We start from the raw sequence: 23,946 nt of genomic DNA on the forward strand, positions 1-23,946 counted from the left end.
TGCCACCATCTACCCCTCGGCGACAGTCACTCACCGAACAACCCTCCCCGCCGGGGCCTGCCCTTACTGGGAACCTGTTCCAGCCTCCCCGACGGCACCATTTGTCCGCTTGCCAAGAATGGGCTCGACGATGAGGTCCATGATTCGCCGCCGGCGATCAACGGCATAGTCGCCCAGCATGTTGACGTGCCCCAGCCGGTACGGATTGAGGTCAGCCAGCAACTCCGGCGTGATCGCAAAGCCCTCGTCCCTCAGCTCCCGGATCACGCGCTCCATGTCGTGCACGTTGTAGACGATCAGCATATTGGCCACCAGGTGGCCGAACTTCATGACCTTCTGTTGCTCGTGGCGCATGTTCTCGGCGATTAGGCCACCGTTCCCGAAAAAGCTCAGTTTCAGAAAGTTGTTGAACTGCTCGCTCTTGTTGGTCTCGGCGTTGATGAACCGGCGCAGATCAACGTCGCTGATGTAATTGAGCAGGAAGACGGTGCGCAGCACCTTACCCAGCTCCTGAAACGCGAAGTACAGCTTGTTCTTCCGGCTGTGCGTGCCCAGGCGGCGCAGGATGCTCGAAGGCGTGAGCCGGCCCAGCTTGATCGACACTCCAATCCTGAACATCATCGGCAGGTGCGTCTCGATCAGCTTCCAGTCGATTGAGCCCCTGAAGAGGCTGTCGATGTTTTCGTACTTGGTGGACTTCGACGGCCGGAAGAAATCCAGGTTGTGAATGGCGCGGATCCGCGGCATGAGCTGGATGCCGATCAGGTGCGACATGGCGAACGCCGCGTAGCTTTGCTGGTGGGTGTCACCGTGCAGCTTATTTGGCTTGAGCGTTGACTCGTTGGTATCGAGCTGGTCGAGGATGTAGAGGCCCTCGTAAGTGCCGCAGCTGATGAAGTGGCTGATGAGTGCGATGAAGCGGTCGGACACGTGCGTGTAGGCGATACCGCCATAGGCACCGTAGCGAATGTGGTATTCGCTGACCAGGTTGCGCTCGTACAGGTTGAAACGTGTGCCATCGGCTGAGGCGTGTTCACCACTGCCCCAGTAGCTGGGCAGCTCGAACTCGCTGAACTTGTTGATGACCTTGGTGGTCGCGCGCTCCAGCAACTCCTCCGTGACGTACTTGAGATTGATCCACGCGAGCTGCTTGGCGCTGAGGCTGCGGATGGAGCGTGACAGCTGAGCCGGGCCCAGGTTGCAGCCATAGCAGAACAGCACCATGATGACGCGCACACGCAGGTCTTCCAGTCGGCTTTCCGTGCCGGCCAGCGGACGGAACATCTTGTGCAGGTCGAGCCAGCTCTCGACGGCCATCAGCACGTCAATGATGCCCACGGGCCGCAGGCGTTTGCCGAGTTCCTCCTGGAGCCGTGCAGCGTCGGGATGGGCATCCACCGTCGGCGGTTTCTTGAGGGAAAGCCTCCCGTCAACGATTTCCGCGTGTGTGTTCTTGGGCCACTCCAGATCGATGGTGCGAGAGACCGACAGGAGTTCATCCCGCAGCGTCTGGCAGAACGTCTTGGGATCGGTGTCGATCTCAGTAACCTCGGCATAGCGGGCCAACTCATTTTCATAGATCTCGTCGTCAACGAGTTGCTCGCGAAAGTCATCGAACTGCTCGCCGAACCGAATGATGAGGTCGCCGGACTTCAGCTCGTCCCTCACCATTTGCAGGACGGCGAGTTCGAAGAAGCGCCGGTTGAGCATGTCGGGCTGCTCCGCATCGGCCGACTTCACGAACACCAACTTGCGCCACTGCTGCGGCATCCAGTCGAAGTCGCGCGTGGCCACGAGTTCGAGCTCTTCCAGCATGACTTTCTCGACGCGGCTGTTCTTGAGCATGCGCAGCGCGGCCAGCAAGCGCTCGTTGACGCGGTCGTCACTACTGGACTGCGGCTCGGCGATCAGCAGGCAGTTGAGCAGCTGGGCCCGGATGAACTTGTAGGGCTCGGCCAGAAATGGCAAGTAGTTCTTGCCGGCGAAGGCCAGGTGCTCCATGCACTCGTTGATGACGGTGTCGACTTCCGCCGGCAGCGTGCTCTCGATCGCGTCGACGCGCTGGTCGGCCGTCCCGTCGATCTTGTAGGCCTGCATGACGTTCATCAACAGTTCCACCAGGGCATCGACCTTCTCGGACCGGCCGTCCTGATGGAGCAGTAGCTTGTTGCGCGCCAGGTTTTCCAGATTGCCCAACATCTTGATGAACAACAGCGCTGCGTCGTCCAAGGATTGGGCGTACTGGGACCGGATGAACACGACGGCCAACGCGTAGCGCTTCTGGGGCTTCAACTTGGCCATCTCGGCTGCGTCCAGCGCCCGTGCGAGATACCGGAACTGGCGCATCTTGGGAATCGGGATCTCGGGCTTGGGCAACGTCTCGACGATGCGTTTGAGCGTTTCGACGTGCTGCAGGTAAATCCGTGTTTCCTTGTTCGTCGGCTTCTTCGGCTCGCGTTTGAGGGAGTGCCATGCGCTGGTCTGGGCGCCCGGCTCGACCCTCATAAGGCTGTCGATCATGGACTTGGTCCGCGGGCCCAGTTTCGACGAAATCGAATTGAAGTACTGCTCGTTGCTCTGTTCCCGGGCACCGTACGCGGCCCGGTCCAGGGTCGAAAAGGCTGGCAGTTCGTAGCGATGCCGCACCAGTTCTTCGAGCATGACATTGATGATGTCCACGACCGAGTGCTTGACCTCGGCCGCCTGCTCGGCGACATGCTTGATCCAGGCAAGCCCTTTCTCGCCCATGGGCTTGACGTCGAGGAACTCGCGCAGCTTCTTGATCTTGAGGGCTCGATTTCCGGACCGTTCGAATCGACCCAGTTCCTTGAGCGACGGCGAACGCGCAAACGTGAGGCAGCGAGCGACGTGGTCGCGGATCTGCTGCGGCACCTCCGGCAGCTTGAGCATACGGCCCATGACTTGGAGCATCTTCAAATGCACCATCATGGCCGTCTGCGCGGCCGGACCACTCGCCAGGCCCTGGATGAACGCCAGTTCTTCGTCGGTGGGCGAGTAGTTCCGCTCCAGCTCACTGGACGAAATCTGCGCCTTGAAGGCCGGATAGGCGGTGTCCTTGGCGCGGGTCATGCGCCCACACCCGCATCGATGGCGCCCGGATCAATCCCAGGTTCTGTCGGTGTCGGGCTCGTAAAGCGAGGCTTCAAGCATGCAGTCATTGGCGCTGGCCACACGGTACAGCTCGTCGAGCAGGTCCAGCAAGATGTCGTCCAAGGCATCGCGATCATGAAAAGGCACCCGAAGTTCAAAACGTCTACCGTCTCGGTCGAGCTGCCGCGCTGCGAACTTCTTGAGGTGCACGGATTCGATCTGCTTGAAGGCGCGCTCCGTACCGCGCCGGGCCCCGCCAGGCTTGGTGAGCAGCAGGCGCAAGTGGACAGTAGCGAACTGCTCAGTGGCGACAGGTGCCTCGGCATTTTCCTGCGGCGCGGTCGGTGCGAGGAACCCCGCCACGTCTTCCGGCGCCGGCACACTATTGGCCAGGCCTCGCTCGAATTTCGACTTCATCGCGTCCTGCGGAATGTCGATGTAGCGCATCGCTGAGCCGACGTCACGCCAGCCGACGTGTTCCATCAGCTCCTTGAGGTCCCAGCCGTTGGCGCTGGCCCAGCCGGCGAAGCCGCGGCGCAGCGAGTGGCTAGAGTAGCTGTCGGCCTCCTGTGTTCCGGCGTCCTTCAGGATGCGGCGCAGCAGCGGCAGCACCGCTTGGCTCATCATCGGCTGCTCGGAGATGTTGCCCCAGCGGTCAATGCCCGGAAACACCGGGCCTGATTTCAGACCACTGACGTCCAGCCAATCGAGGTAAGCGTCGACCGGGCATAGCCTTGAGAGTGCCGGACAATGGAAAGCCCTATCCTCTTCTTCGTCGGTGGTCTTGGTGCGTCTGGGGCGACAGGTCAGGCCCTTGCCGCGCTCGGCTTCCACTTCCTCGATGCGCATATTGGCCAGCTCATCTGCCCGGAAGGCACGCCAGAACCCCAGCAGCAACAGTGATCGGTCGCGGCTGCAGCGTAGCTGCTCTGTCCTTCGGCCGTGCTTGCCAGCGGAACTCTGCGCCTTAAAAAGCCAGTCGGAGACCCGCTCGAGCACTCCCAACTGCAGCGGCCGCGCGCGGCGCTGCGGGGTAGCGTGTTTGGCGCGGATGCCGCGCATCACCTTGTGTACCAGCGGCGACCGCGTGGGGTCAGCAAAGCCGTTATCGGCGTGCCAGCGAGCCAGCGCGGCCAGATGAAGCCGCAAGGTGCTAATGCGGTAGACCGTCGCATGCTCAACAAGATAACGCGCAACGGTGTCGACGGTGGCCGGCAACAGACCCTTCCAGACGGTCTCGAAGTGACGCAGCGCGGAGGCGTAGGTTTTGACCGTGTTGTCGCGGTCGGCTGCGAGGACGTACGTTTGGACCTCGGCCGTCATCGCACTGGGGCCTCCATGCACGTCACCGCTCTAGCGGGCAGCACTGAGCGGCGCGATCCGTTTGAACGCCACGAGGCGGCTATCGACTGGGACGCATCGACCCTCAGTTCATGCATGAAGTTGTCAGCTGTTGGTGTTTAACCGCCAGTTGCAAATGATACCCAGGAAGCATCTCGCCTTTGCTCTGGTTCAAATAATCGAGCGTTCCTCCATGCTGCACACCGTTGCCGGAACGCCCGCGAAGCCACAGGGCGTGTGGTCTGATCTGATCGACAGTCCGCAACCAAGCAAACAGCGCCCGGCTCAGGGCCGCCAGCAAAAGCTGCCAGGTCCACGATTCACCGAGCAGGACGAAGGCCAGGATGGCGCCGACGAACGGTGCGACAGAGAAGTAGGCGCCGGTGCGGGCCGTGCCCAGGTGGCGCAGCCCCAGCACGAAAAGCACCAAGCTCGCGCCGTAGCTGGCAAAGCCCAGCAGGCCGGCAGCAACCCCGGTCCCAGCGCCAGGCCAAAGCGCACCGGCGACGAAGGCCAGCGCCAGATTCGTCGTGCCCGCAGCCAGTCCCTTAGCCGAGGCCTGAACTCAGGTAGAGCAAGGCAGCCAACAGCCAGGGGGAGACCTGGCCGAGCAACGGCTTTGCCAGAGCGGTGTACCGGCACCGAACAAGACGGCGGCGGCAAGGGCTGCAGCAACTCCGGGTTCAAGCCTGAATTTGGGGCGCCACATCTTCCGCGAAAGCCCTTGCTTCGATGGGGATCACCATACCGCATCGGTCTGCGGGTGACGTACCGTACGCTCGCATGCGCGTCAGTGCAGCGGCCTTCCGCTAGGTCTTTTGGGAGTCGTCGCGGCGGCGCCTATTTGGAGCGCGGCTCGGAGCGCGTTGCCGTGACTCTTCCGGACTTGCCAGCAAATCGCCGCGCGGCCCTACGGTTCGCACGCCGTTTGCGATCCCGCAGGGCGAAGAACAGACACAACGCCGCCACGACGATCAATCCGATGCAGGCGACGGCGATCATGAAGTCTCGCCATGGACTGTCCTGCATCGCTTGAAGGTCCATGGCGAGCAATCCCGTCCTGGCTTCCGGCCTCGGCTCCGACGGCGGACTGCCTCTCAGTGGCGCCCGCCGCGGTGACCGCCGCGATGGTGAAAGCCCCCATGGCCTCCGTGGCGGCCGCCGATCACGTAGACATTTGCCCCGCCGTAATAGTGCAGACCGGCGTAATAGCCGAGGTACGGGTAGCCGAAATAGCTCGCACCGGCATAGCTAGGAACCCAGTAGCGACCACGTTGAATTCGCGCCGCAAGCGCCTGTTCCGCCTCCGCCCGACCTTGCAGGTAACGAAGCACGCCGTCGCTGACGCCCGCCTCGCGCTGCGCGGAGACGTCCTGCGGGGACAGTACGAAGGCGGCACCGCGCTGGGTCAGTTGAGCGATCACTTCGTCGTCACTTGCGCCAGTCTTCGACATGGCAACCAACTCGTCCAATCGCATTGGCACAGGAGCGGTTTGGACAGGTATGGACGTAGCGCATCCAGCGAGCGGCAAGAGCAGGCTGAACAGCAGACCGAGGATGAAGTACTTCATGGCAGCACTCCCGCCCACGCGAATTCGTGGGCCCAGCACAGAGTCTGCGCCCACAGGTTCCAGGTGACAAGTCATAGTCGCGCCGCATTGTGAGCGTCCTGCCGTCCGAACAGGCAGGAGTGGCCGGAAGGACAGAACATCCCGCGCAAAATCGCCGCGCCGCAAAGAATCGAGCAAGCTATTTCGACTCATGGCTACGTCCTCAGAATTGCGAAAAACCATTGCGGAGCAACCGGGTTGAGCGGTGCACCGCGGCCGACGAATCACACTCCTTGTGCGGTGCCTGTCTTCGGCGCAGGCGTTGCACCAGCCTCTCGCACGCGCCTGCGGGAATGAGCCCATCGATAGAGGACCGGCAGAACTAGCAAGGTCAACGCGGTTGACGACAAGATGCCCCCGATCACGACGGTGGCCAGAGGTCTCTGCACTTCCGCGCCCGTTCCTGTCGCCAATGCCATGGGCACAAATCCCAGCGAGGCCACCAGGGCTGTCATCAGCACTGGCCGCAGGCGCGTCAGTGCTCCTTCTCTCACTGCTCCCTCAAGAGCCATGCCATCCTCGCGCAGGGAACGGATATACGAGATCATCACCAAGCCGTTCAGCACCGCCACGCCGGACAGCGCGATGAAGCCCACCCCCGCCGAGATTGATAGCGGAATGTCGCGCAACCACAAGGCCACGATACCGCCGGTCAGGGCAAAGGGCACGCCGGTGAACACCAGCAAGCCATCCTTGACGTTGCCGAACATCGCGAACAGCAGCATGAAGACCATTCCCAGCGCAACCGGGACCACGATCTGCAGGCGCTGCGTGGCCGACTGGAGCTGCTCGAAGGTGCCACCCCAGGTCGTCCAGTAGCCGGCCGGAATCTTCACCTTCTGCGCCAACTGTCCCTGCGCTTCACGGACGAAAGAGCCGATGTCGCGACCACGCACATTGGCCGTGACCACGACGCGGCGCTTGCCGCTCTCGCGGCTGATCTGGTTGGGACCCGGCGCGATTTCGAAGCTGGCCACGTCTCCCAAGGTTACGAACATCGCCGCGCCACCACCACTCGTTGGCAACTTGATCGGCAGGCGTTTGAGCACTTCAATGTCGCTGCGCACCGTATCGGGCATGCGTACAAGGATATCGAAGCGCCGATCGCCCTGGAACAGCGCGCCTGCCTCCTGGCCGCCAATGGCAGTACCCGCCATTTCCTGCACGTCGGCCATGCTCAGTCCCAGGCGGGCAAGCTTTGCGCGATCAATCTGCACGGTCAGCATGGGCAGGCCGGTCGTCTGCTCAACCTTGACGTCCGCAGCGCCAGGAATCGCTTCCAAGACCTTTTGGATCTCCGCTGCGCTGGTCTCCATCACAGCCATGTCGTCGCCGAAGATCTTGACCGCCACGTCACTGCGCACACCCGAGATCAGCTCATTGAAGCGCATCTGGATCGGTTGCGTAAATTCGTAGTTGTTGCCTGGCACCTTGGCAACGGCTTCCTGCACGGCCTCTACCAGCGACTCGACGCTGCGCTTGGGATCTGGCCACTCCGACCGGGGCTTGAGCATCAGGAAGGTGTCGGCCACATTGGGCGGCATCGGGTCCGTCGCCACCTCGGCTGTGCCAAGTTTGGCAAATACGCGCTCCACCTCAGGAAACTGCTTAATCACTTTCTCCAATGCGACCTGCATTTCAATTGCCTGCGTCAGACTGGTTCCAGGGATCCGCATGGCATGAAGGGCGACGTCGCCTTCACTCAGGCTCGGGATGAATTCGCTGCCCATGCGGGTGACGAGCAAGCCGCTTAGCACGACCGAGACAGCCGTGATGACCATTACCAGAGGCTTGTTGAGAAGTGCCCAGTCCAGCATCGGCGCGTAGCCGCGCTTCGCCCAACCCATCAGGCGGTTTTCCTTCTCACCGACGTTCTTGCCAATCATCAATGCGACGGCGGCGGGGATGAAGGTCATCGACAGGATCATCGCGCCTATCAGTGCTGCCACCACGGTGAAGGCCATCGGGTGGAACATCTTCCCTTCGACACCGGTCAGCGCAAAGATCGGCAGGTACACCACCATGATGATCAGTTGCCCGAACAGCAGCGGACGGCGTGCCTCACGTGCGGCGGCGAAGACTTCATGGAAGCGTTCATCGCGGGTCAGCGGCCGGCCGGCGGCGGCCTGCGCATGCGCCAGTCGCCGGACGCAGTTCTCCACAATGACCACGGCGCCGTCGATGATGATGCCGAAGTCCAGCGCCCCCAGACTCATCAGATTGGCGCTGACCTTGTTCGTCACCATGCCGGTAAAGGTGAACAGCATGGCCAGCGGAATCACTGCCGCGGTGATCACGGCGGCGCGGATGTTGCCGAGGAACAGGAACAGGATCGCGATGACCAGCACTGCGCCTTCGATCAGATTCTTCTTGACCGTGGCGATCGCCTTGTCGATCAGGATCGTGCGGTCATAGACTGTCTGTGCGATTACGCCGGGCGGCAGTGTCTTGTTGATTTCCTTCAGCCGCGCATCGACAGCCTGCGACACTACGCGGCTGTTCTCACCAAGCAGCATGAAGACGGTGCCCAGCACCGTCTCTCTGCCATTCTCTGTTGCGGCGCCGGTGCGGAGTTCCTTGCCCAGGCCCACATCGGCCAAGTCACGAATTCGCACAGGCACGCCCCGCTGCGTCGCGACGACGACATTGCCTATGTCTTCGGTGTTGGCTACCTGGCCGGGCGCGCGAATCAGGTACTGTTCGCCACGACGTTCGATGTAGCCCGCGCCGACATTGCCGTTGTTGCGCTCGAGCGCTTCAACGACGTCCTTGAGGGTCAGTCCATAGGCCACCAGCTTTTCCGGGAACGGCGCAACCTGGTATTCCTTGGCGAACCCGCCGATCGTGTTGATCTCGGTCACGCCAGGCACATTGCGCAACTGCGGCTTGATGATCCAGTCTTGAATCTCGCGCAGGTCCATGGGCGTGTACGGCGAGCCGTCGGGCTTCAGGGCCCCTGGCTTGGCTTCCACCGTCCACATATAGATCTCGCCCAGACCGGTCGCAATGGGTCCCAGCGTCGGTGCAAGGCCGCCGGGCAACTTGCCCCTGGCCTCCTGAATCCTTTCGTTGACCAGTTGGCGGGCGAAGTAGATGTCGGTGCCATCCTTGAAGACGACGGTAACCTGGGACAGGCCATAGCGCGACAGCGAGCGCGTCTGTTCCAGATTCGGCAGTCCGGCCATCGCCGTCTCGATCGGATAGGTGACGCGCTGCTCGGCTTCCAGCGGTGAGTAGCCCTTTGCCTGGGTATTGATCTGGACCTGGACGTTGGTGATGTCGGGCACGGCGTCGATCGGCAGACGCTGATAGCTAAAGATGCCCAGGGCGCCCATGCCCAGGACGCACAGCAGCACCAGCCATCGCTGCTCGATGGCAAAGCGGATGATTTTTTCAAACATGGGAGTTCCGTTTCATGCGGCTCTTTGCGATGTCAGCACGGCTGTGGTTCAGACAGCGTCGTTGCCACGCTCGCCGCTGTGCAGGCGAACGATGTCGACGACCTCGGTGACAGCAACAATGCCGTCGCCGGACTGACCCGTCCGGGCGGCTTTCTCGATGGTCTGCATGAGCTCGGCGACATGCTCATCCGCGCAAAACATCAGCAGGACTAGCCGGTCGTGATGGTCCGGATCCCATTCGTCGGCAATGTAGGCATGCCCGGTGCCGTGGCCACGCGGATGCCCATGGGCCTTGAACACCGTGAAGCCGGGGAGATGCGGCAGCCGGTGCAGCGCCTCTTCGACCTTTTCAAGCCGGTGCGGCTGAAGGATGGCAGTGATTTGCTTCATGGCTTGCTCCTCAATGCTCGTGGCTCGCGCCGGCCTTGCCGACTTCGGCCTTGACCAGAAAGCTGTTCTTGGCGGCATATCGTTCACCGGCCTGCAGTCCCTTGACCACTTCGACGAAGCGTCCATCGCTGCGTCCCAGTGTCAGCGGCCGTGCCTCGAACTGCTTGCCATAGCGACCGAAGACCACCGTCGATTCACCGACCGATTGCACGGCGTCCACCGCCACTGCAACGGGCACATCGACCTCGCCCGAAGTGAGGTCAACCGTAACCGGCAGGCCGGGGCGCCATTGCCCCTTGGGATTGGCAAGCACCAGGCGCGCGGTTGCGTTGCGGCTTTGTTCGCCCACCAGAGCGCCCACATAGGACAGCTTGGCGTTGGCCTGTGCCTCGAAAGCGGCGGCCTTGACACTTGCGGAGTCGCCAATCTTCAGTGCATTCACATCCTTGGCCGGTACGGTCAATTCCACCCAAACGGTGCCAAGGTCTGCCACTTGGAAGATCGGCGCGTCGTCCTTCAGAACTTCGCCGACGCTGATCTTCTTCTCCGTGACCACGCCGTCGATCGGCGAGCGGATTTCGTAGCGGGTCAGTCCCTGCGACGACTCGGTCGCGCCGGCCCCCAGGCTGCTCAGCTTCTGTCGGGCGCTCTCGGCCGAGATTTCAGCTTCCTGGAAGGCGTGCTTTGCGGCGAGATAGTCCTGCTCGGCCGAAATCTTTTCTTCCCACAGACGCTTTTCGCGCTCGTAGGTGGTCTTGGCCAAGGCCATGCGCTTTTGCGCGGCAAGCAACTCACCGCGCTGGTCGGCCAGCGCCTGACTTGAGATCACGGCAAGCACCTGTCCACGCATGACCTTGTCACCGGCGTTCGCACGCACCGACTCGACCATGCCCGCCAGGCGCGGCGTGACAAATACCGTTCGATCCTGATTCAGCTTCACCTCACCCAGCAAGGCCAGACTGCTGCGGATGCGGGCCGGGCCGGCCGTCGCGATCTCCACGCCGTTGCTCTTGAGCTGCTCATCGCTCAACTGCACGCGGCCCTCGGCCTGTTCGAACTTGAACTCGTGCTTCTGGTTGCCGACCTGGACGTCGATCGTGCCATCGAAGGAATGAGGCTCATCGACGGTCGCCGAACCCTTCAAATAGTCCTTCTCCGGCGCGAAAGCGTAGACCTCGGGCTTGCGGCCCAAGCGCTGCAAAGTGATGCCAACTTTCGCCTGCGTCGGCGCCAACGGCTTGCCATCCTTGAACAAGTAGAGGCGGAACTGCGGCTCCGCATTGTTCTCGACGATGGTCATCTCCAGCCCGAAGCCGTTGTTGGTGAACAGCTTTCCTCCGTGAGGTCCTTTCGTCGGCGCCGCTGCTTCCTCGTGGTGTTCCTTGTCGCCATGATCCTTGTGGTCGGCATGGCTGTCGGCGGCTTTCTTGCCATGGTGCTCGTCATCGGCGTGTCCCTTGGCTTCCTCATGGCCATGGCCGTGTTCCTCGCCAGCCGGCGCCGATTTGTCAGTACGCAATATTGCGACGCCCAACACCAGGCCGAGCACCAGCACCACGGCAATCGCCACGGCGGATTTCTTCTTCTTGGGTTCCATCAACATATATGACTCCTGAATCAATTCGTGGACGCGCCGGCCTGCGCTTCGTCGCGGCCCAGCAAACGGTCGAGGTCGGCCGCGGCGCGATAGGCCTCGGCGGTGCCGCGAAGTACTTGTTGGCGCAGTTGGAACAGCGTGCGCTGCGCGTCCAGCACGTCAATGAAGGCAAACTTACCCAGCTCGTAGCCCTTGACGGCCGCGTCGTAGGTAGTCTGCGCAAGCGGCAGGACGTCCGAGCGCAGCAGTTGTACCTGCTCGCGCGTCAGCCTCAGCCGCTCGATGGACTGCGATACCTCGGCTTGCACGCGTACCGACGTGGCGTTGAGCACCTCGCGCGCCTGCTCTTCGCGACGCAACGCTTCCAGCAAATTCCCCTGGTTTGTGTCGAGCACGGGCAGTGGTATCGAAAAGCCCACCACCGCCTGCGTGCGACCGAGTTCGGCAGCGCGCTTGGCGCCCAGGGTCACTGTCAAGTCAGGCACCCGCTTCGCGCGTTCGGTGTCTGTGAGCGCCTGGCGGCGGGCAATTTCCATCCGCGCAATGCGGATAGCTGGTGCGTTGGTCAACAGTTCCCCTATGCGCTGGTCGCTGAGCAGCTCGGGCAGGCTTGCATCGTTGCCGTCCGCGCGATCAAAGGTGATCTTGCCTTGCCCCCAGAAGGCGGCGAGCCGCTGGCGAGCGAGCAGCAGATCGCTCTGCGCCTGCGCCAATTCTGCGCGGACACCGGCCTCTGCCACCTGCGCGCGGCCCTGCTCCAGCGGGGGTACTTTGCCGGCTTGCACGCGCTTGCCGGCGATCAAGGTCGCGTTGTGGGCGAGATCCAGGGAAGCCTGCGTCAGGCGCACCTGCTCTTGCGCGCCAAGTACTTCAAAGAAGCCGCTGGTCACCGCTGCTCGCAGTTCCGCCTGCTTGGCCTGCAAGGCGGCACCAGCCTGCTCGCGTGCGCGGGCCGCAGCAGCCAGGCGCGCGGACCGCTTGCCGCCGAGTTCGATCGCCTGGCTCCATTGCAAGGTGGTGGTACGCGCAGCGCTGCGTGTGTCCTCGACCAGCACGCCAACCTCCGGGTTTGGCCGGGCACCGGCTTGAATCTCCGCCCCTTCCATCGCCTGCAGTTCCAGCCGCGCCGCAGCCAGTTCCGGGTTCTGTGTCAAGGCAAGCCGAACCGCTTCACCCAAGGTCAATGCCTGCATCGACGCCGCACTTGAAGAGGGGGCGGTACTTGTCGTCACCGCAGACAAGGGCGTTTGTGCCTGCGCGAGCGATAGTGGGTAAGAAAGTACGGCCAGCGTGAGCGGTACCAAGCAATGGGCGAAAGGGCTTCGCATCGAACTCTCCGAAATGTATGGGGCAACGGGTGGATTGGTTCGGCGGGGCATCGACCCCGCAGCAACGAGCGCGCGGGAGGGTGGACGGCGCGCCATTTCAGGCGCGCTGCCAGTCAGGGCGATCCAGACCGTGGGGAATATGCGAGCTCCAGCATGACGTGCCACCGTGTTGGGCGCCCCAACGGTCGTCAATGCTGAGCCTTGGGTCTACGTCGTACCAGACTGCTATCTGGGCAAGATCGCAATGGCCATGGTAAAGATCGATGACCAGCGCCTGGCCCTCGGTGCTTGACTTCTGTCCAGCCGGCGCCTCTTGCGCCTTGACGGGCGTCGGCGCCGAGTCGGTGGAAGTTCGGCCGTGGTGAACGAAGCGGCTCGTCTCAGCGTCATCGGCTTCGTGCACGTAACGGGGCGCCGCAACCGCCCAGCCGGATTGAGTCGACAGGAGAATAACGAGCAGGATGATTAACCGATGGCGCATGGCTGGTACGGAAGTAGCACGCATCAGCGCAGTCTTTGCACTGATGTAGCCCACTGTATGAACCGTCCGCGAACAGGATTCAGACCTAAAGATGACAAATTTGTAATCTTGGGGCCGCGCGCTGAGGTGACGCCCGGCCCCGAGCATCGTTATCGGCGCCGTACTCGTCCCCTTGATCTTTAGGGACCCTTTCCACTGTCTGCCTCCTCTGGCTACACTGATCCACATGCGTCGCTACATCGTCCTCGTGATGCTGATCGTGCTGCCACTCCAGTTCTGCTGGGCGGCTGCAGCGATCTATTGCAGCCACGAGAGCGCCCCGTCCGTCGCGCACTTTGGGCATCACGGTCATCAGCACCAGGCGGGCAGTCAAGGTGAAGCTGGCGCAACCGTGAAAGCCAAGGTCGGGTCGCTGGTCCTGGACGATGACTGCAGCGTGTGCCATTCCTGCGCAGCGCCCGGGGTCCTTCCTAGTCTGCTGTCGCATGCGGAGTACTTCGGCTCTGCGCCGGCGCTTCCCACCACGCTCCTGTTCGAGTCCTACGTCCCGTCAGGTCTTGAACGACCTGATCGAAGCATCGCCGCCTGATTCGGCGATGTCTTGAGAATTTCGTCGCGCCCGCCGGGGCGCTGAAGACTCGCCGAATTCGTCCCCGTTGTTTTCACAGCCCGGAGAATTCGATGCGATTGAAGACGCTGCTAGCGGCAGCCGCGATGGCGACGACGCCATGGGCGGCGACAGCCCAGCCCACCAAGACCGTTGAGGCCGCCCACCACGCTGTTCCGCTGAGCCTGGAAGAGGCACTGGTGTTGGCCGAGCAGGCCAATCCGGCCTTGCGCTCCCGCCAGGCTCAACTCGTTGCCGCTCAGGGCGCGCGCACGGACGCGAATGCGCTGTTGTACAACAACCCCCAACTCGCGCTGGAAGGCACGCGACGCGAGGTCCCGCAAACTGGGTTGCCTGAAGAGCGTCGCAAGGAGTGGAGCGCCAGCCTGTCACAGACCCTGGAGATTGCAGGGCAAGCTGGCCATCGTCGCAACGCCACCGCTGCCGCGCTGACTGCACTGATTGCGGAGATTGATGACCTGCGCCGCCAGGTGCGCGCTGACGTGGCTCGGCAGTTCTACCGGGTGCTTGCATTGCAGCAACGACTTCAGCTGGAGGCACAGGCGGTGCAACTATTCGACAGCACCGCTGCCGCCGTACAAAAGCGCCGGGCCGCTGGCGAAGACACCAAACTCGACGCCAACGTAACTGCTGTCGAGGCTGAACGGGCGCGAAACCAACTGGCGCAGGTCGAGGAACAGTTGACGGAGGCTTGTGGGGAGCTCGCAGAGAAGATTCAGCTGCCTCCTGCGCGCACATGCGTGGTCAAAGGCGATCTGGCCGCCTTGGCCGATTCCTCGCCATATGGGTTGGATTCATTGCTTGCCAGGGTGCTCGACCAGCCCCGCTTGGCCGCCATCGCCGCCCGCGAGGAGAGCGCCCGCGCCAAGTTGAAGCTTGAGCAATCCAGCCGCTATCCGGACGTCACGCTGGGCGTGAATGTCGGCCGCGAAGGTCCGTTGATGGGCCGTGAGCGCTTGACTACCCTGACCGTCTCACTGCCTTTGCCTTTGTTCAAGAGGAACGCGGTAGGTATCGGCCAAGCCGCGGCGGAACTGGGACAAGCGGAAATTGAACGCGCGGCGGCGATTCGCGACGTGCAAGCCCAGGTGCGCATCCTCTGGTCCAAGCTCGATAGTCTGAAGCGACGGGTGGCACGCCTGCGCGACGTGGTGCTTCCGGCACTGTCCGACAACCAGCAGCTCTCGCTGAAGTCTCAACGGGCCGGTGAGATTGGCCTGCTGGAACTCATAGTCTTCAACAGGCAGGCGCTGGATGCCCGCCGCGACCTCATCGAAGCCCTGACTGATCTCCATGCCACCCGAATCGCGCTGGAGTTGGCCGCCGGCTGGCAGTCCACCCAAGGAACCCAACCATGACAATGACACGCATGCTGCGCTCCGGCGAACGGCTCTTCATCGCGTCCGCGTTGACTGGCTTGCTATGGACGCTAGGTGGCTGTAGTGGCTCCGAAAAGCCAACCACCGAATCGCCTGCTGCTCTCAACACGGCCAAGGCGGCCTCGGGTGCTGGTGGCCATGATGAAGGCTCGGCGATCAAGCTGGCCCCTGAGGAGGTCGCGCGCTCCGGCATCAAGCTGGAGAAGGTCACGCCCCATGCCGTCATCGACACGGTGACCGTGACAGCGACCATCCGTGCGAACCAGGATCGAATGGCGCGCGTTGCCCCCCGCGTAGAGGGACGCATCGCAACTTTGCACGCCAATCTGGGGGACAAGGTCAAGCCTGGTCAGACCCTGGCGGTACTAGACAGTCTCGCCGTTGGTGAGGCTTCCGCCGCCCTCATCCAGGCGCAATCGGCCGACCGTGTCGCAGAAGCTGATCTCAAACGAGCAACCGCCCTCAATGCCGAAGAGATCATTCCGCAAAAGGAGTTCCTGCGCGCTACCGCTGAGCACGAGAAGGCTCAGGCCAGCTTGCGTGCCGCAGAAGATCGCCTGCGGTTGCTGGGCGTGTCCCCCAAGCTGGTGAACCAGCGAGTCGTCTCGACCTTTCCCGTTGTCGCCCCCTTTGCCGGTACGGTGATCGAGAAGAAGGTCACTGTGGGCAGCCTGGCCAGCCCCAACGAGCCGATCTTGGTGGTGGCTGACCTCTCAACGGTGTGGATCGAGGCCAACCTCGGGGAAACCATGCTATCCAAGGTCCGTGTTGGCGCCAGCGCGACTGTCACGCTCGACGCATATCCCGGCGAAACCTTTGCCGGGCGCGTGACCTATGTGGCAAGCCTGCTGGACAAGGATTCGCGCACCGTGCAGGCGCGCATTGAGATGGACAACAAGGATGGCCGTCTCAAACCGGAAATGTTCGCGAGCGCCACGATCGCCAGCGCACCGAGCAAGGCGGGGAATGGCGGCCAGTCGCCGGAGGCGATGAGCGTGCCGGACGCCGCCATCGTCCTGCTGCAAGGCCAGCCCACTGTGTTTGTCTTTGAACACGGTGGGTATGAGCCGCGCGCCATCCTGCCCGGCAGCAAGATGGCCGGACGCACCATCGTGAAATCCGGCCTCATGGCCGGAGAGCAAGTAGTGGCGGCCGGCAGCTATGCGCTCAAGGCCAGACTGTTGAAGTCGCAGATCGGCGACGAACATTGAGTCAAGGACCCCATCATGCTCAATGCCATCGTCGATGCATCCTTGCGCTACAAAGTGCTGGTGCTGGTCGCCTTCCTGGTTCTGATCGGGCTCGGGGTGCAGGCCTTTCGCCAGGTCCCCGTGGATGCCTTTCCGGATGTGACCCCAATCCAGGTCAACATCTATACGGAGTCCCCCGGCCTCGCAGCGGAAGACGTCGAGAAGCTGCTGACCACGCCTATTGAGGGTGCGATGGCCGGTCTGCCCGGTGTCGAGGAAGTGCGGTCGGTCTCGCTGTTCGGCTTGTCCTATGTCGGCATCTACTTCCGGGACGATGTCGACATCTATTTCGCGCGCCGTCTCGTAGGCGAGAAACTACAAGAGGCCAAGGGCAGGCTGCCGCAGGGCTACGGCGACCCTGTGCTCGGTCCCAACAGCTCCGGCCTTGGGCAGGTCTTCTGGTACACGATCGAGTCGGCCGACCAGAAGCTCAATGCCATGGATCTGCGCACTTTGCACGACTGGACCGTGCGGTTGATCCTGCGCACCTCGGCAGGCGTGGACGACGTCATTTCATGGGGCGGTGACGAGAAGCAGTTCCAGGTCCAGATCGACCCCCGCAAGTTGATCAAGTACGGACTTTCCTTCAAGGCTGTGATGGACCGTCTGACCGCCAACAACAAGCAAGTCGGTGGCCAGTCCATCACGCTGGGTTCCGAGCAGTACCTGGTGCGTGGCCTCGGCCTGGTGAGCAACACCACAGACATTGCCTCAATCGTCGTGGCTGAGCGCAACGGCTCGCCCATCTTTGTGCGAGACGTGGCCGAGGTGAAGGAAGCCGCGGCACCGCGCTTCGGTGCAGTGACCCGCGACGGCAAGGAGGCGGTTCTGGGCATTGCCCTGGCCCGCGTGAACGAAAACGCCAAGAACGTCGTCGATGCGGTCAAGGCCAAGATGGTGACGGCGCAGGCTGCCCTGCCCAAGGGTGTGAAGCTCAATCCGATCTACGACCGTACCGAGTTGGTCGACAAGGCGCTCAAGACCGCACAAAACTCGTTGATCGAAGGAGCGGTGCTGGTCGCCATCATCCTGTTCTTGTTCCTTGGCGAGTTCCGCTCCGCGATCGTTGTCATCGTCACATTGCCGATGGCGATGCTGATCGCCTTCATTCTGATGCAACAGTTCACCGTCTCGGCAAATCTGATGTCGCTGGCAGGGCTTGCGATCGGCACCGGGATGATGGTGGACGGCGCGGTTGTCATGGTCGAGAACGCGTTCCGGCTGCTGGCCCACGCCCGCGAATCCGGGAAGACGATCCACAAGACGCGCCTGATTCTGGAGGCTGCCCGCGAAGTGGTGAACCCGATCACCTTCGCCATCCTGATCATCATCGTCGTCTTCATGCCGCTGTTCTCCCTGACGGGCCTGGAAGGCAAGCTTTTCAAGCCGATGGCCTACACGATCACCTTCGCGATGATTGGCTCGTTGCTGCTGTCAATCACCCTCGTGCCCGTGCTCGCCGCCATGATCCTGAAGCCCAAGGAGGAGCGAGACACCTTTCTTGTACGTTGGTGTAAGAAAGGCTATCTGCCTTTACTGGACTGGGCGCTCGGTCGCAAGAAGCTGGTGATCAGCGCCGCAGTGCTGCTCCTGATCGGGTCTCTTGCCTTGTTTCCTTTCCTCGGCAAGGAATTCATGCCCACTTTGCAGGAAGGCACGATCCAGTTCCGCGTGACGGGCATTCCCTCTGCGTCTTTGGACGAATCGATCCGTGTCTCAAGTGTGGTCAGCAACGAACTGCACAAGAAGTTTCCGCAGGTGCGGTCGGTGCTTGCGACCATCGGGCGCGCCGAGGGTGGCGAGACCACCGACGTGAACTACATGGAGATCAACCTCGACACCAAGCCGCAATCGGAGTGGCCGGAGAAGATCAGCTACCCCAAGCTCGCCGCCGAGATGCAGGAGGCCATGGAGAAGGTCGTGCCCACCGCCGTGTTTGGCGCCACCCAACCAATCCAGTCGCGAGTGGAGGAACTTATATCGGGTGTGCGCGCCACCCTTGCGCTGAAGCTGTACGGCGAAGACTTGGAAACTTTGGATCGCCTGAGCTCGCAGATCAAGGGGGTGCTGGACAAAGTGCCTGGCGCAGCCGACCTGTCGGCCGAAGCCAACAAGGGCAAGCCACAGTTGGTCATCAAGGTCAACCGCGAGGCGGCGTCCCGATACGGCATCAACGCCGATGAAATCCTGGAGGTTGTGCAGGCCGGCATCGGTGGACAGACGGTCTCGACCCTGATAGACGGCACGAGACGCTTCGACATATCGGTGCGGCTCGCCGATGGTTTCCGGATCGATCCCACGGCGATTGGCGCCATCCCGCTGCGCACTGGTGAGGGCGCGCTGGTGCCGTTTTCGCAGGTTGCCTCGATCTCGCTCGACGAGGGCTACTCGTTTGTGCGGCGCGAGTCGCTGCAGCGCTATTCGGTGCTGCAGCTGGATGTGAAGGGGCGCGATGTCGACAGCTTCGTCAAGGAGGCCAACGAGAGGATCAGCGCGCAGGTCAAACTGCCTGCAGGCTATTGGATCGAATGGGGTGGAGCATTCGAGAACCAGCAACGTGCGATGGCCCGACTCGGGGTGATCGTGCCGCTGACCATCGGCCTGATCTTCATGCTGCTCTACACCGCCTTCAACTCGGTGCGGCATGCCGCGTTGATCATTGCCAATGTTCCATTTGCCATCATCGGTGGCATCGTCGGCCTGTTCATCAGCGGACAGTACCTGTCCGTGCCCTCGGCGATCGGCTTCATCGCGGTGTTTGGCGTGGCGATGCTCAACGGCATCGTGATGGTCAGTTTTCTCAACGATCTGAGACGGCGCGGCCGACCCGTGCGGGAAGCCGTTCGGGAAGGTGCTGCCTTGCGGCTCCGCCCGGTGCTCATGACCGCGTCGGTTGCCATCCTCGGGCTGATCCCAATGCTGCTCTCGACCGGCGTTGGCGCGGAAACACAACGTCCGCTGGCGACGGTGGTGGTCGGCGGCCTGTTCACCTCGACCGCGCTGACGCTCTTGCTGCTGCCACTGATTTACGAGTGGCTGGAACTGCGCGCCGAGAGCAAAGCGCGTCACCTCCCGCCGGAAACATCCGCCCCGCCACCCGCTGAAGGAGCCCCGTCATGAAAGAGATCAAGGCCTATGTCCATCGCAATCGCATCGGTGATGTGATCAGCGCCCTCAAGAGCACTGCAGCCTGGTCCGTAGCCGGCAACGGGGCGCACAACCTGACCGTCTACATGGTCAAGGGCTCTCTCGTTCCTCTGGACGACGACGAGCGCCACTACTCGTTGGATCTTGGCGACGAGGTCGTCAATGAATACAAGCTGGAGTTGCATTGCGAGGACGCACATGTCGAGGACCTCGTCGATGCGATTCGCAGCGCTGGCCACACGGGTCAGCCCAACTCGGGCTGGATCTACGTGGCAGATATCGCAAGCACCGTCGAAATCCAGTGACCGGCTCTTGACAGTCCATTCCTGTCCTTCGAAGTGACATCAGAAATCTAGAGCGATGAGCGACAAGCATTCCCACGCTGTGCCTGCGAACAAGAACGAAGCCACCCTATGGGTAGCGCTCGCACTCACCTCCACATTCCTGGTCGCCGAAGTAGTCGCGGGCGTGATGCTTGCCAGCCTGGCCTTGCTGGCCGACGCTGCACACATGTTTACGGACGCCGCCGCCTTGGGTGTGGCCCTGGCGGCCGTGCGCTTTGGTCGCCGTCCCGCCGACGGTCGGCGCACCTATGGCTACTACCGCTTCGAGATCCTGGCCGCAGCGTTCAACGCCATGCTGTTGTTCGCCGTCGCCCTGTACATCCTCTATGAGGCCTGGCAGCGATTCAACCACCCGGCGGAGGTTCAAACCACCGGCATGCTGATCGTGGCGGTGCTTGGCTTGCTGATCAACCTGGTCAGCATGCGGCTGCTCAGCAGCGGCAAAGATGAAAGCCTCAACCTCAAGGGTGCCTACCTGGAGGTCTGGAGCGACATGCTCGGCTCGCTGGGCGTGATCGCTGCCGCGGTCCTGATCCGCTACACCGGCTGGGTGTGGGTTGACACGGTGGTTGCCATCGGCATCGGACTGTGGGTTCTGCCGCGGACATGGATCCTGCTAAGGGATGCGTTGAACATCCTGCTCGAAGGTGTTCCCGAGGGCGTTGACCTGGTCAAGATCGAGCAGGCCGTTCGGACGTGCGGCGGTGTGACAGACCTGCACGACCTGCACATTTGGTCTCTGAGCAGCGGCAAGCACACCCTTACGAGCCATATCGTCTACGACCGCAACAGGGTCGACGCGGACAACCTGCTGGTCACGCTCCATGTCCTCTTGTCCCGTGATTTCGGGATCCATCATGTCACCTTGCAGCTCGAATCGAAGTCTTGCGAAGAGGCTGAGGCAGCGCACACCTACCAGCCCGCCGTTCGGCAAACCAGCTAGGAGAACCTCATGTGGCAACGACGTTCATGGATCCTGAGAGCATGCGGCAGCTTGGGCGCATGGAGTTCGGTCGTCTTCCTGGGCGGGTGCGCCAGCCAACCGCCACGTAAGCTCAATGCCAGCGGCCAAGCATGCTTGGTGCTGCAGCGCCCGCGCCGCTTGATCTGCAGTGATGCGCTGGCACCTTCGGTCGAGGCCGAGCGGGACATCCGGGAACTCGGGCCCGTCGCCGATGCGATCTCCGTCTACCTGATCCGAAGACGTATTGGCGATGTGGGCGGTGCCGTACCCATGTCAATTGACGGACTTCGCAGTTTGACGGTTCCGCCGTTTTCGATGGCCAGGCTGCGCCTCTCGTCAGGTAGGCACCGGCTCTTGCTGTCATGGCAGGGCGAGGAAGCGGCGCTAGAGATCGAGGGGCAGGCTGGCAGCGTTCGCTTCATCGAGCTGTACCGCAGCTCTGGATTTTGGACTTCGCACGGCCGCTACAACTGGCGGCTGATTGAGAAGGAAAACATGGCATGCCTCGCGCTGGACAGCCGAGTGATCGCAGACCTTGACGTGCGACGCCCCGCTTCCACGTGAATCGGTTGATCGGTACATGACTCATGACTTGACCCATTGGCGCGACAAGCACCCCAGCATGGTTACCTTAATGGTCACTGCCGTCGTGATCGGCTTGGTCGTGGGCATCGCCTATTTCGTCTACCTTCATTTCCGCAATCGAAAAATCCGCGAGCTGCGCCGTGCCCAAAACCGCGCGCGTGACCGAGCACGAAGCAGGAAGAATCGCAAGCGAAGATAGCGATGTCGCCAATTCCAGAAACTCACGGCGAGCGCGCTGGATCTGCCCGCCCAGATGACAAGTTTGTCATTCGCGGCGAAGACCCTGACGTAACAATGTCGAAATGAAGCTGCTAGTCATCGAAGATGAAATCAAGCTTGCCGAGTACCTGCACAAGGGCTTGAGTGAGGAGGGCTATGTTGTGGACCTTGCCCATACTGGTATCGACGGCCTGCATCTGGCCTCGACGGGGGACTACGACCTGCTCCTCCTGGACGGCATGCTGCCCGGCATCGATGGTTTGGCGGTTCTGACCGCATTGAGACAGAGCAAGCAGACGCCGGTGCTGATGCTCACCGCCCGAGGACAGGTCGAGGACCGAGTCAAGGGTTTGCAGACTGGGGCGGATGACTACTTGGTCAAGCCGTTTGCATTTTCCGAGCTGGTGGCGCGTATTCAGGTGCTGCTACGCAGGAGTCAGCCATCGCGCACAGACGCCGAGCCGACAGTGCTTCACCTGGCGGACCTTGATGTCGATCTGATCCGGCGCAAGGCCACGCGCGCGGGTCAGCGTCTGGACCTCACCGTGAAAGAATTCAACCTGCTTAGTCTGCTACTGCGGCGTCAAGGTGAGGTGCTGTCCAGAACCGAGTTGGCCGAGCAAGTCTGGGACATGCACTTCGACAGCGAGACCAACGTGGTCGAAGTCGCCGTTCGGCGCCTGCGCAACAAGCTGGACTCGCCGTTTGAGCGTCCGCTGCTGCACACAGTCCGGGGCATGGGCTATGTGCTGGAAGCGCGCCAATGACGGCGCAGCGTTCTGCCGTTGCGCTTCGCCAGCGCCTGTCGCGTTGGTTGGCCCTGCAGACCTTCATAGGTCTGGGCCTCGTTTGTACAGCCGTTTACATCGTCACGGCGGCAACTCTGAGCAACCGGCAGGACGACACACTGAATCAGAAGAGCGCGATGGTGAAGCACTTGCTCCAGGAGGGGCGCGTGCCGGTGGGTGATCCGCGGCTCAAACATCAACTCAATGATTTTCTGGCCGGGCATGAAGAACTCGCCTTGCGTCTGCTCGAGAAAACTGGCCACTCGCTGTACGCATCATCTTCTGCACAGCCAATGCTGCCCCCCTTCAAGAAGCGCCACTTCGAAGTGGTGGTTCCGGACGATCCTCGGGGTGTCGCTCAGGCCGAGTTGACGCTGAGCACGCGCGCCGATGAAGTCTTGCTGCGGCAACTCGCCATCACGCTGCTCGCCGCCGCTGTCATCGGCACCGCTGCCGTCTCCATTGGATGTATTTGGCTGGTGCGACTGGGACTCGCTCCGCTGCGACACCTCGTCGAACAGACTCGCCAACTGACGGCCAGCCAACTTGACAAGCGCTTGGACGGCTCCGAGCAGCCTCGTGAACTACAGCCCTTGATCGAGCAATTCAATGCGCTGCTTGAGCGCTTGAACCACGCATATCACAGGATGGAGGGATTCAATGCTGACGTCGCGCACGAGCTCAACACGCCCCTGGCGACCCTGATCAGCAGCTGTGAGGTGGCCCTGCGCAAGTCGCGCTCGGTGGACGACTTGCGCGAGGTACTTGCCTCGAATCTGGAAGATCTTCACCGCATCGCTGGCATCGTCAAGGACATGCTGTTTCTGTCGCATGCCGATCAAGGCTCTAGCGCACGCCGCTCCGAAGTGCTGAGCCTGGCGTCATTGGCGAACGACGTGGTGGAGTTCCACGAGCCCGCGATGCAAGAGGCCTCGTTGAGAGCCGAAGTCATCGGCGATGCATCGGGCATGTTCGATGCAGGTCTGCTTCGTCGTGCCTTGTCGAACTTGCTGGGCAACGCCACACGTTACGCGACACCGGGCAGCAAGGTACTTGTCAACATCGAGCAGGTACCCTCAGGCGCCGTTCGACTGGTGGTGCTTAACCGCGGCCCGACCATCGAACCGGACCACTTGCCGCGTGTGTTCGATCGCTTCTATCGCGGCGACCCCGCGCGTGCGCATGGCGACATGAATCATGGGTTGGGCCTGTCCATCGTTGCTGCGATCGCGCAGATGCACGGCGGAGAGGCCGTCGCCGAGTCAGAGGCAGGGGTCACCCGAATCGGTATCGAAATGCCAGTGAGGTGACCCTGCTTATTTATCGCAAGTACGCCGGCGGACGGCGCCTGATTAGTTGTGCCCAGCCTTGCCGCGCAGCAAA

The 23,946-nt window shown here is 62.1% G+C and carries 18 protein-coding genes; 9 read left to right on the top strand and 9 right to left on the bottom strand.

What is annotated here, in order from left to right:
• Positions 1-63: 63 nt before the first annotated feature.
• From ABT392_RS07930 to ABT392_RS07970, 9 genes are all read right to left on the bottom strand, one after another.
• The gene (locus tag ABT392_RS07930) at positions 64-3,090 is read right to left on the bottom strand and encodes a Tn3 family transposase (protein WP_395386104.1); all 3,027 of its coding nucleotides are present in this window, start codon (positions 3,088-3,090) and stop codon (positions 64-66) included.
• Between the two features lie 30 nt (positions 3,091-3,120).
• Complete coding sequence (locus ABT392_RS07935; RefSeq protein ID WP_395386103.1) at positions 3,121-4,434, bottom strand: site-specific integrase; 1,314 nt, start codon at positions 4,432-4,434, stop codon at positions 3,121-3,123.
• 103 nt (positions 4,435-4,537) lie between these two features.
• Positions 4,538-4,879 (bottom strand): hypothetical protein, encoded by a 342-nt coding sequence (locus ABT392_RS07940; RefSeq protein WP_395386102.1) that lies wholly within the window; start codon positions 4,877-4,879, stop codon positions 4,538-4,540.
• Between the two features lie 670 nt (positions 4,880-5,549).
• Positions 5,550-6,023, bottom strand: a complete 474-nt coding sequence (locus tag ABT392_RS07945) for a hypothetical protein (protein ID WP_395386101.1) — start codon at positions 6,021-6,023, stop codon at positions 5,550-5,552.
• 263 nt (positions 6,024-6,286) lie between these two features.
• On the bottom strand, positions 6,287-9,463 hold the full coding sequence (locus tag ABT392_RS07950; RefSeq protein WP_395386100.1) for an efflux RND transporter permease subunit: 3,177 nt from the start codon (positions 9,461-9,463) through the stop codon (positions 6,287-6,289).
• Positions 9,464-9,511: 48 nt separating this feature from the next.
• Positions 9,512-9,853 (bottom strand): P-II family nitrogen regulator, encoded by a 342-nt coding sequence (locus tag ABT392_RS07955; protein WP_395386099.1) that lies wholly within the window; start codon positions 9,851-9,853, stop codon positions 9,512-9,514.
• Between the two features lie 10 nt (positions 9,854-9,863).
• Positions 9,864-11,456, bottom strand: a complete 1,593-nt coding sequence (locus ABT392_RS07960) for an efflux RND transporter periplasmic adaptor subunit (protein ID WP_395386098.1) — start codon at positions 11,454-11,456, stop codon at positions 9,864-9,866.
• Positions 11,457-11,470: 14 nt separating this feature from the next.
• The gene (locus tag ABT392_RS07965) at positions 11,471-12,778 is read right to left on the bottom strand and encodes a TolC family protein (protein WP_464970949.1); all 1,308 of its coding nucleotides are present in this window, start codon (positions 12,776-12,778) and stop codon (positions 11,471-11,473) included.
• Positions 12,779-12,875: 97 nt separating this feature from the next.
• Positions 12,876-13,283, bottom strand: a complete 408-nt coding sequence (locus ABT392_RS07970; protein ID WP_395386097.1) for a hypothetical protein — start codon at positions 13,281-13,283, stop codon at positions 12,876-12,878.
• A 202-nt stretch (positions 13,284-13,485) separates the two neighbouring features.
• On the opposite strand from ABT392_RS07970, the gene ABT392_RS07975 reads away from it, so the two are divergent.
• The 9 genes from ABT392_RS07975 (at position 13,486) to ABT392_RS08015 (ending at position 23,873) form a co-directional block, all read left to right on the top strand.
• A complete protein-coding gene (locus ABT392_RS07975) occupies positions 13,486-13,848 on the top strand; it encodes a hypothetical protein (RefSeq protein ID WP_395386096.1) in 363 nt (120 codons plus the stop codon).
• Positions 13,849-13,940: 92 nt separating this feature from the next.
• Positions 13,941-15,245: a TolC family protein gene (locus ABT392_RS07980; protein ID WP_464970950.1), complete on the top strand. Its 1,305-nt coding sequence runs from the start codon at positions 13,941-13,943 to the stop codon at positions 15,243-15,245.
• The gene (locus tag ABT392_RS07985; protein WP_395386093.1) at positions 15,242-16,477 is read left to right on the top strand and encodes an efflux RND transporter periplasmic adaptor subunit; all 1,236 of its coding nucleotides are present in this window, start codon (positions 15,242-15,244) and stop codon (positions 16,475-16,477) included. Before ABT392_RS07980 ends, ABT392_RS07985 begins: the two co-directional genes overlap by 4 nt.
• Before the next feature lie 15 nt (positions 16,478-16,492).
• The gene (locus tag ABT392_RS07990; protein ID WP_395386092.1) at positions 16,493-19,636 is read left to right on the top strand and encodes an efflux RND transporter permease subunit; all 3,144 of its coding nucleotides are present in this window, start codon (positions 16,493-16,495) and stop codon (positions 19,634-19,636) included.
• The gene (locus ABT392_RS07995) at positions 19,633-19,968 is read left to right on the top strand and encodes a P-II family nitrogen regulator (RefSeq protein WP_347610441.1); all 336 of its coding nucleotides are present in this window, start codon (positions 19,633-19,635) and stop codon (positions 19,966-19,968) included. Before ABT392_RS07990 ends, ABT392_RS07995 begins: the two co-directional genes overlap by 4 nt.
• 55 nt (positions 19,969-20,023) lie before the next feature.
• Positions 20,024-20,950, top strand: a complete 927-nt coding sequence (locus tag ABT392_RS08000) for a cation diffusion facilitator family transporter (RefSeq protein WP_347610439.1) — start codon at positions 20,024-20,026, stop codon at positions 20,948-20,950.
• Positions 20,951-20,959: 9 nt separating this feature from the next.
• A complete protein-coding gene (locus tag ABT392_RS08005) occupies positions 20,960-21,535 on the top strand; it encodes a hypothetical protein (protein ID WP_395386091.1) in 576 nt (191 codons plus the stop codon).
• Between the two features lie 323 nt (positions 21,536-21,858).
• Positions 21,859-22,542, top strand: coding sequence for a heavy metal response regulator transcription factor (locus ABT392_RS08010; RefSeq protein WP_395386090.1), 684 nt, complete (start codon positions 21,859-21,861; stop codon positions 22,540-22,542).
• The gene (locus tag ABT392_RS08015; RefSeq protein ID WP_395386089.1) at positions 22,539-23,873 is read left to right on the top strand and encodes a heavy metal sensor histidine kinase; all 1,335 of its coding nucleotides are present in this window, start codon (positions 22,539-22,541) and stop codon (positions 23,871-23,873) included. The genes ABT392_RS08010 and ABT392_RS08015 overlap by 4 nt, the downstream gene beginning before the upstream one ends.
• Positions 23,874-23,946: the final 73 nt, after the last annotated feature.

The organism is Paucibacter sp. JuS9 (genome assembly GCF_044043925.2).
Taxonomy (GTDB): domain Bacteria; phylum Pseudomonadota; class Gammaproteobacteria; order Burkholderiales; family Burkholderiaceae_C; genus JAUASW01.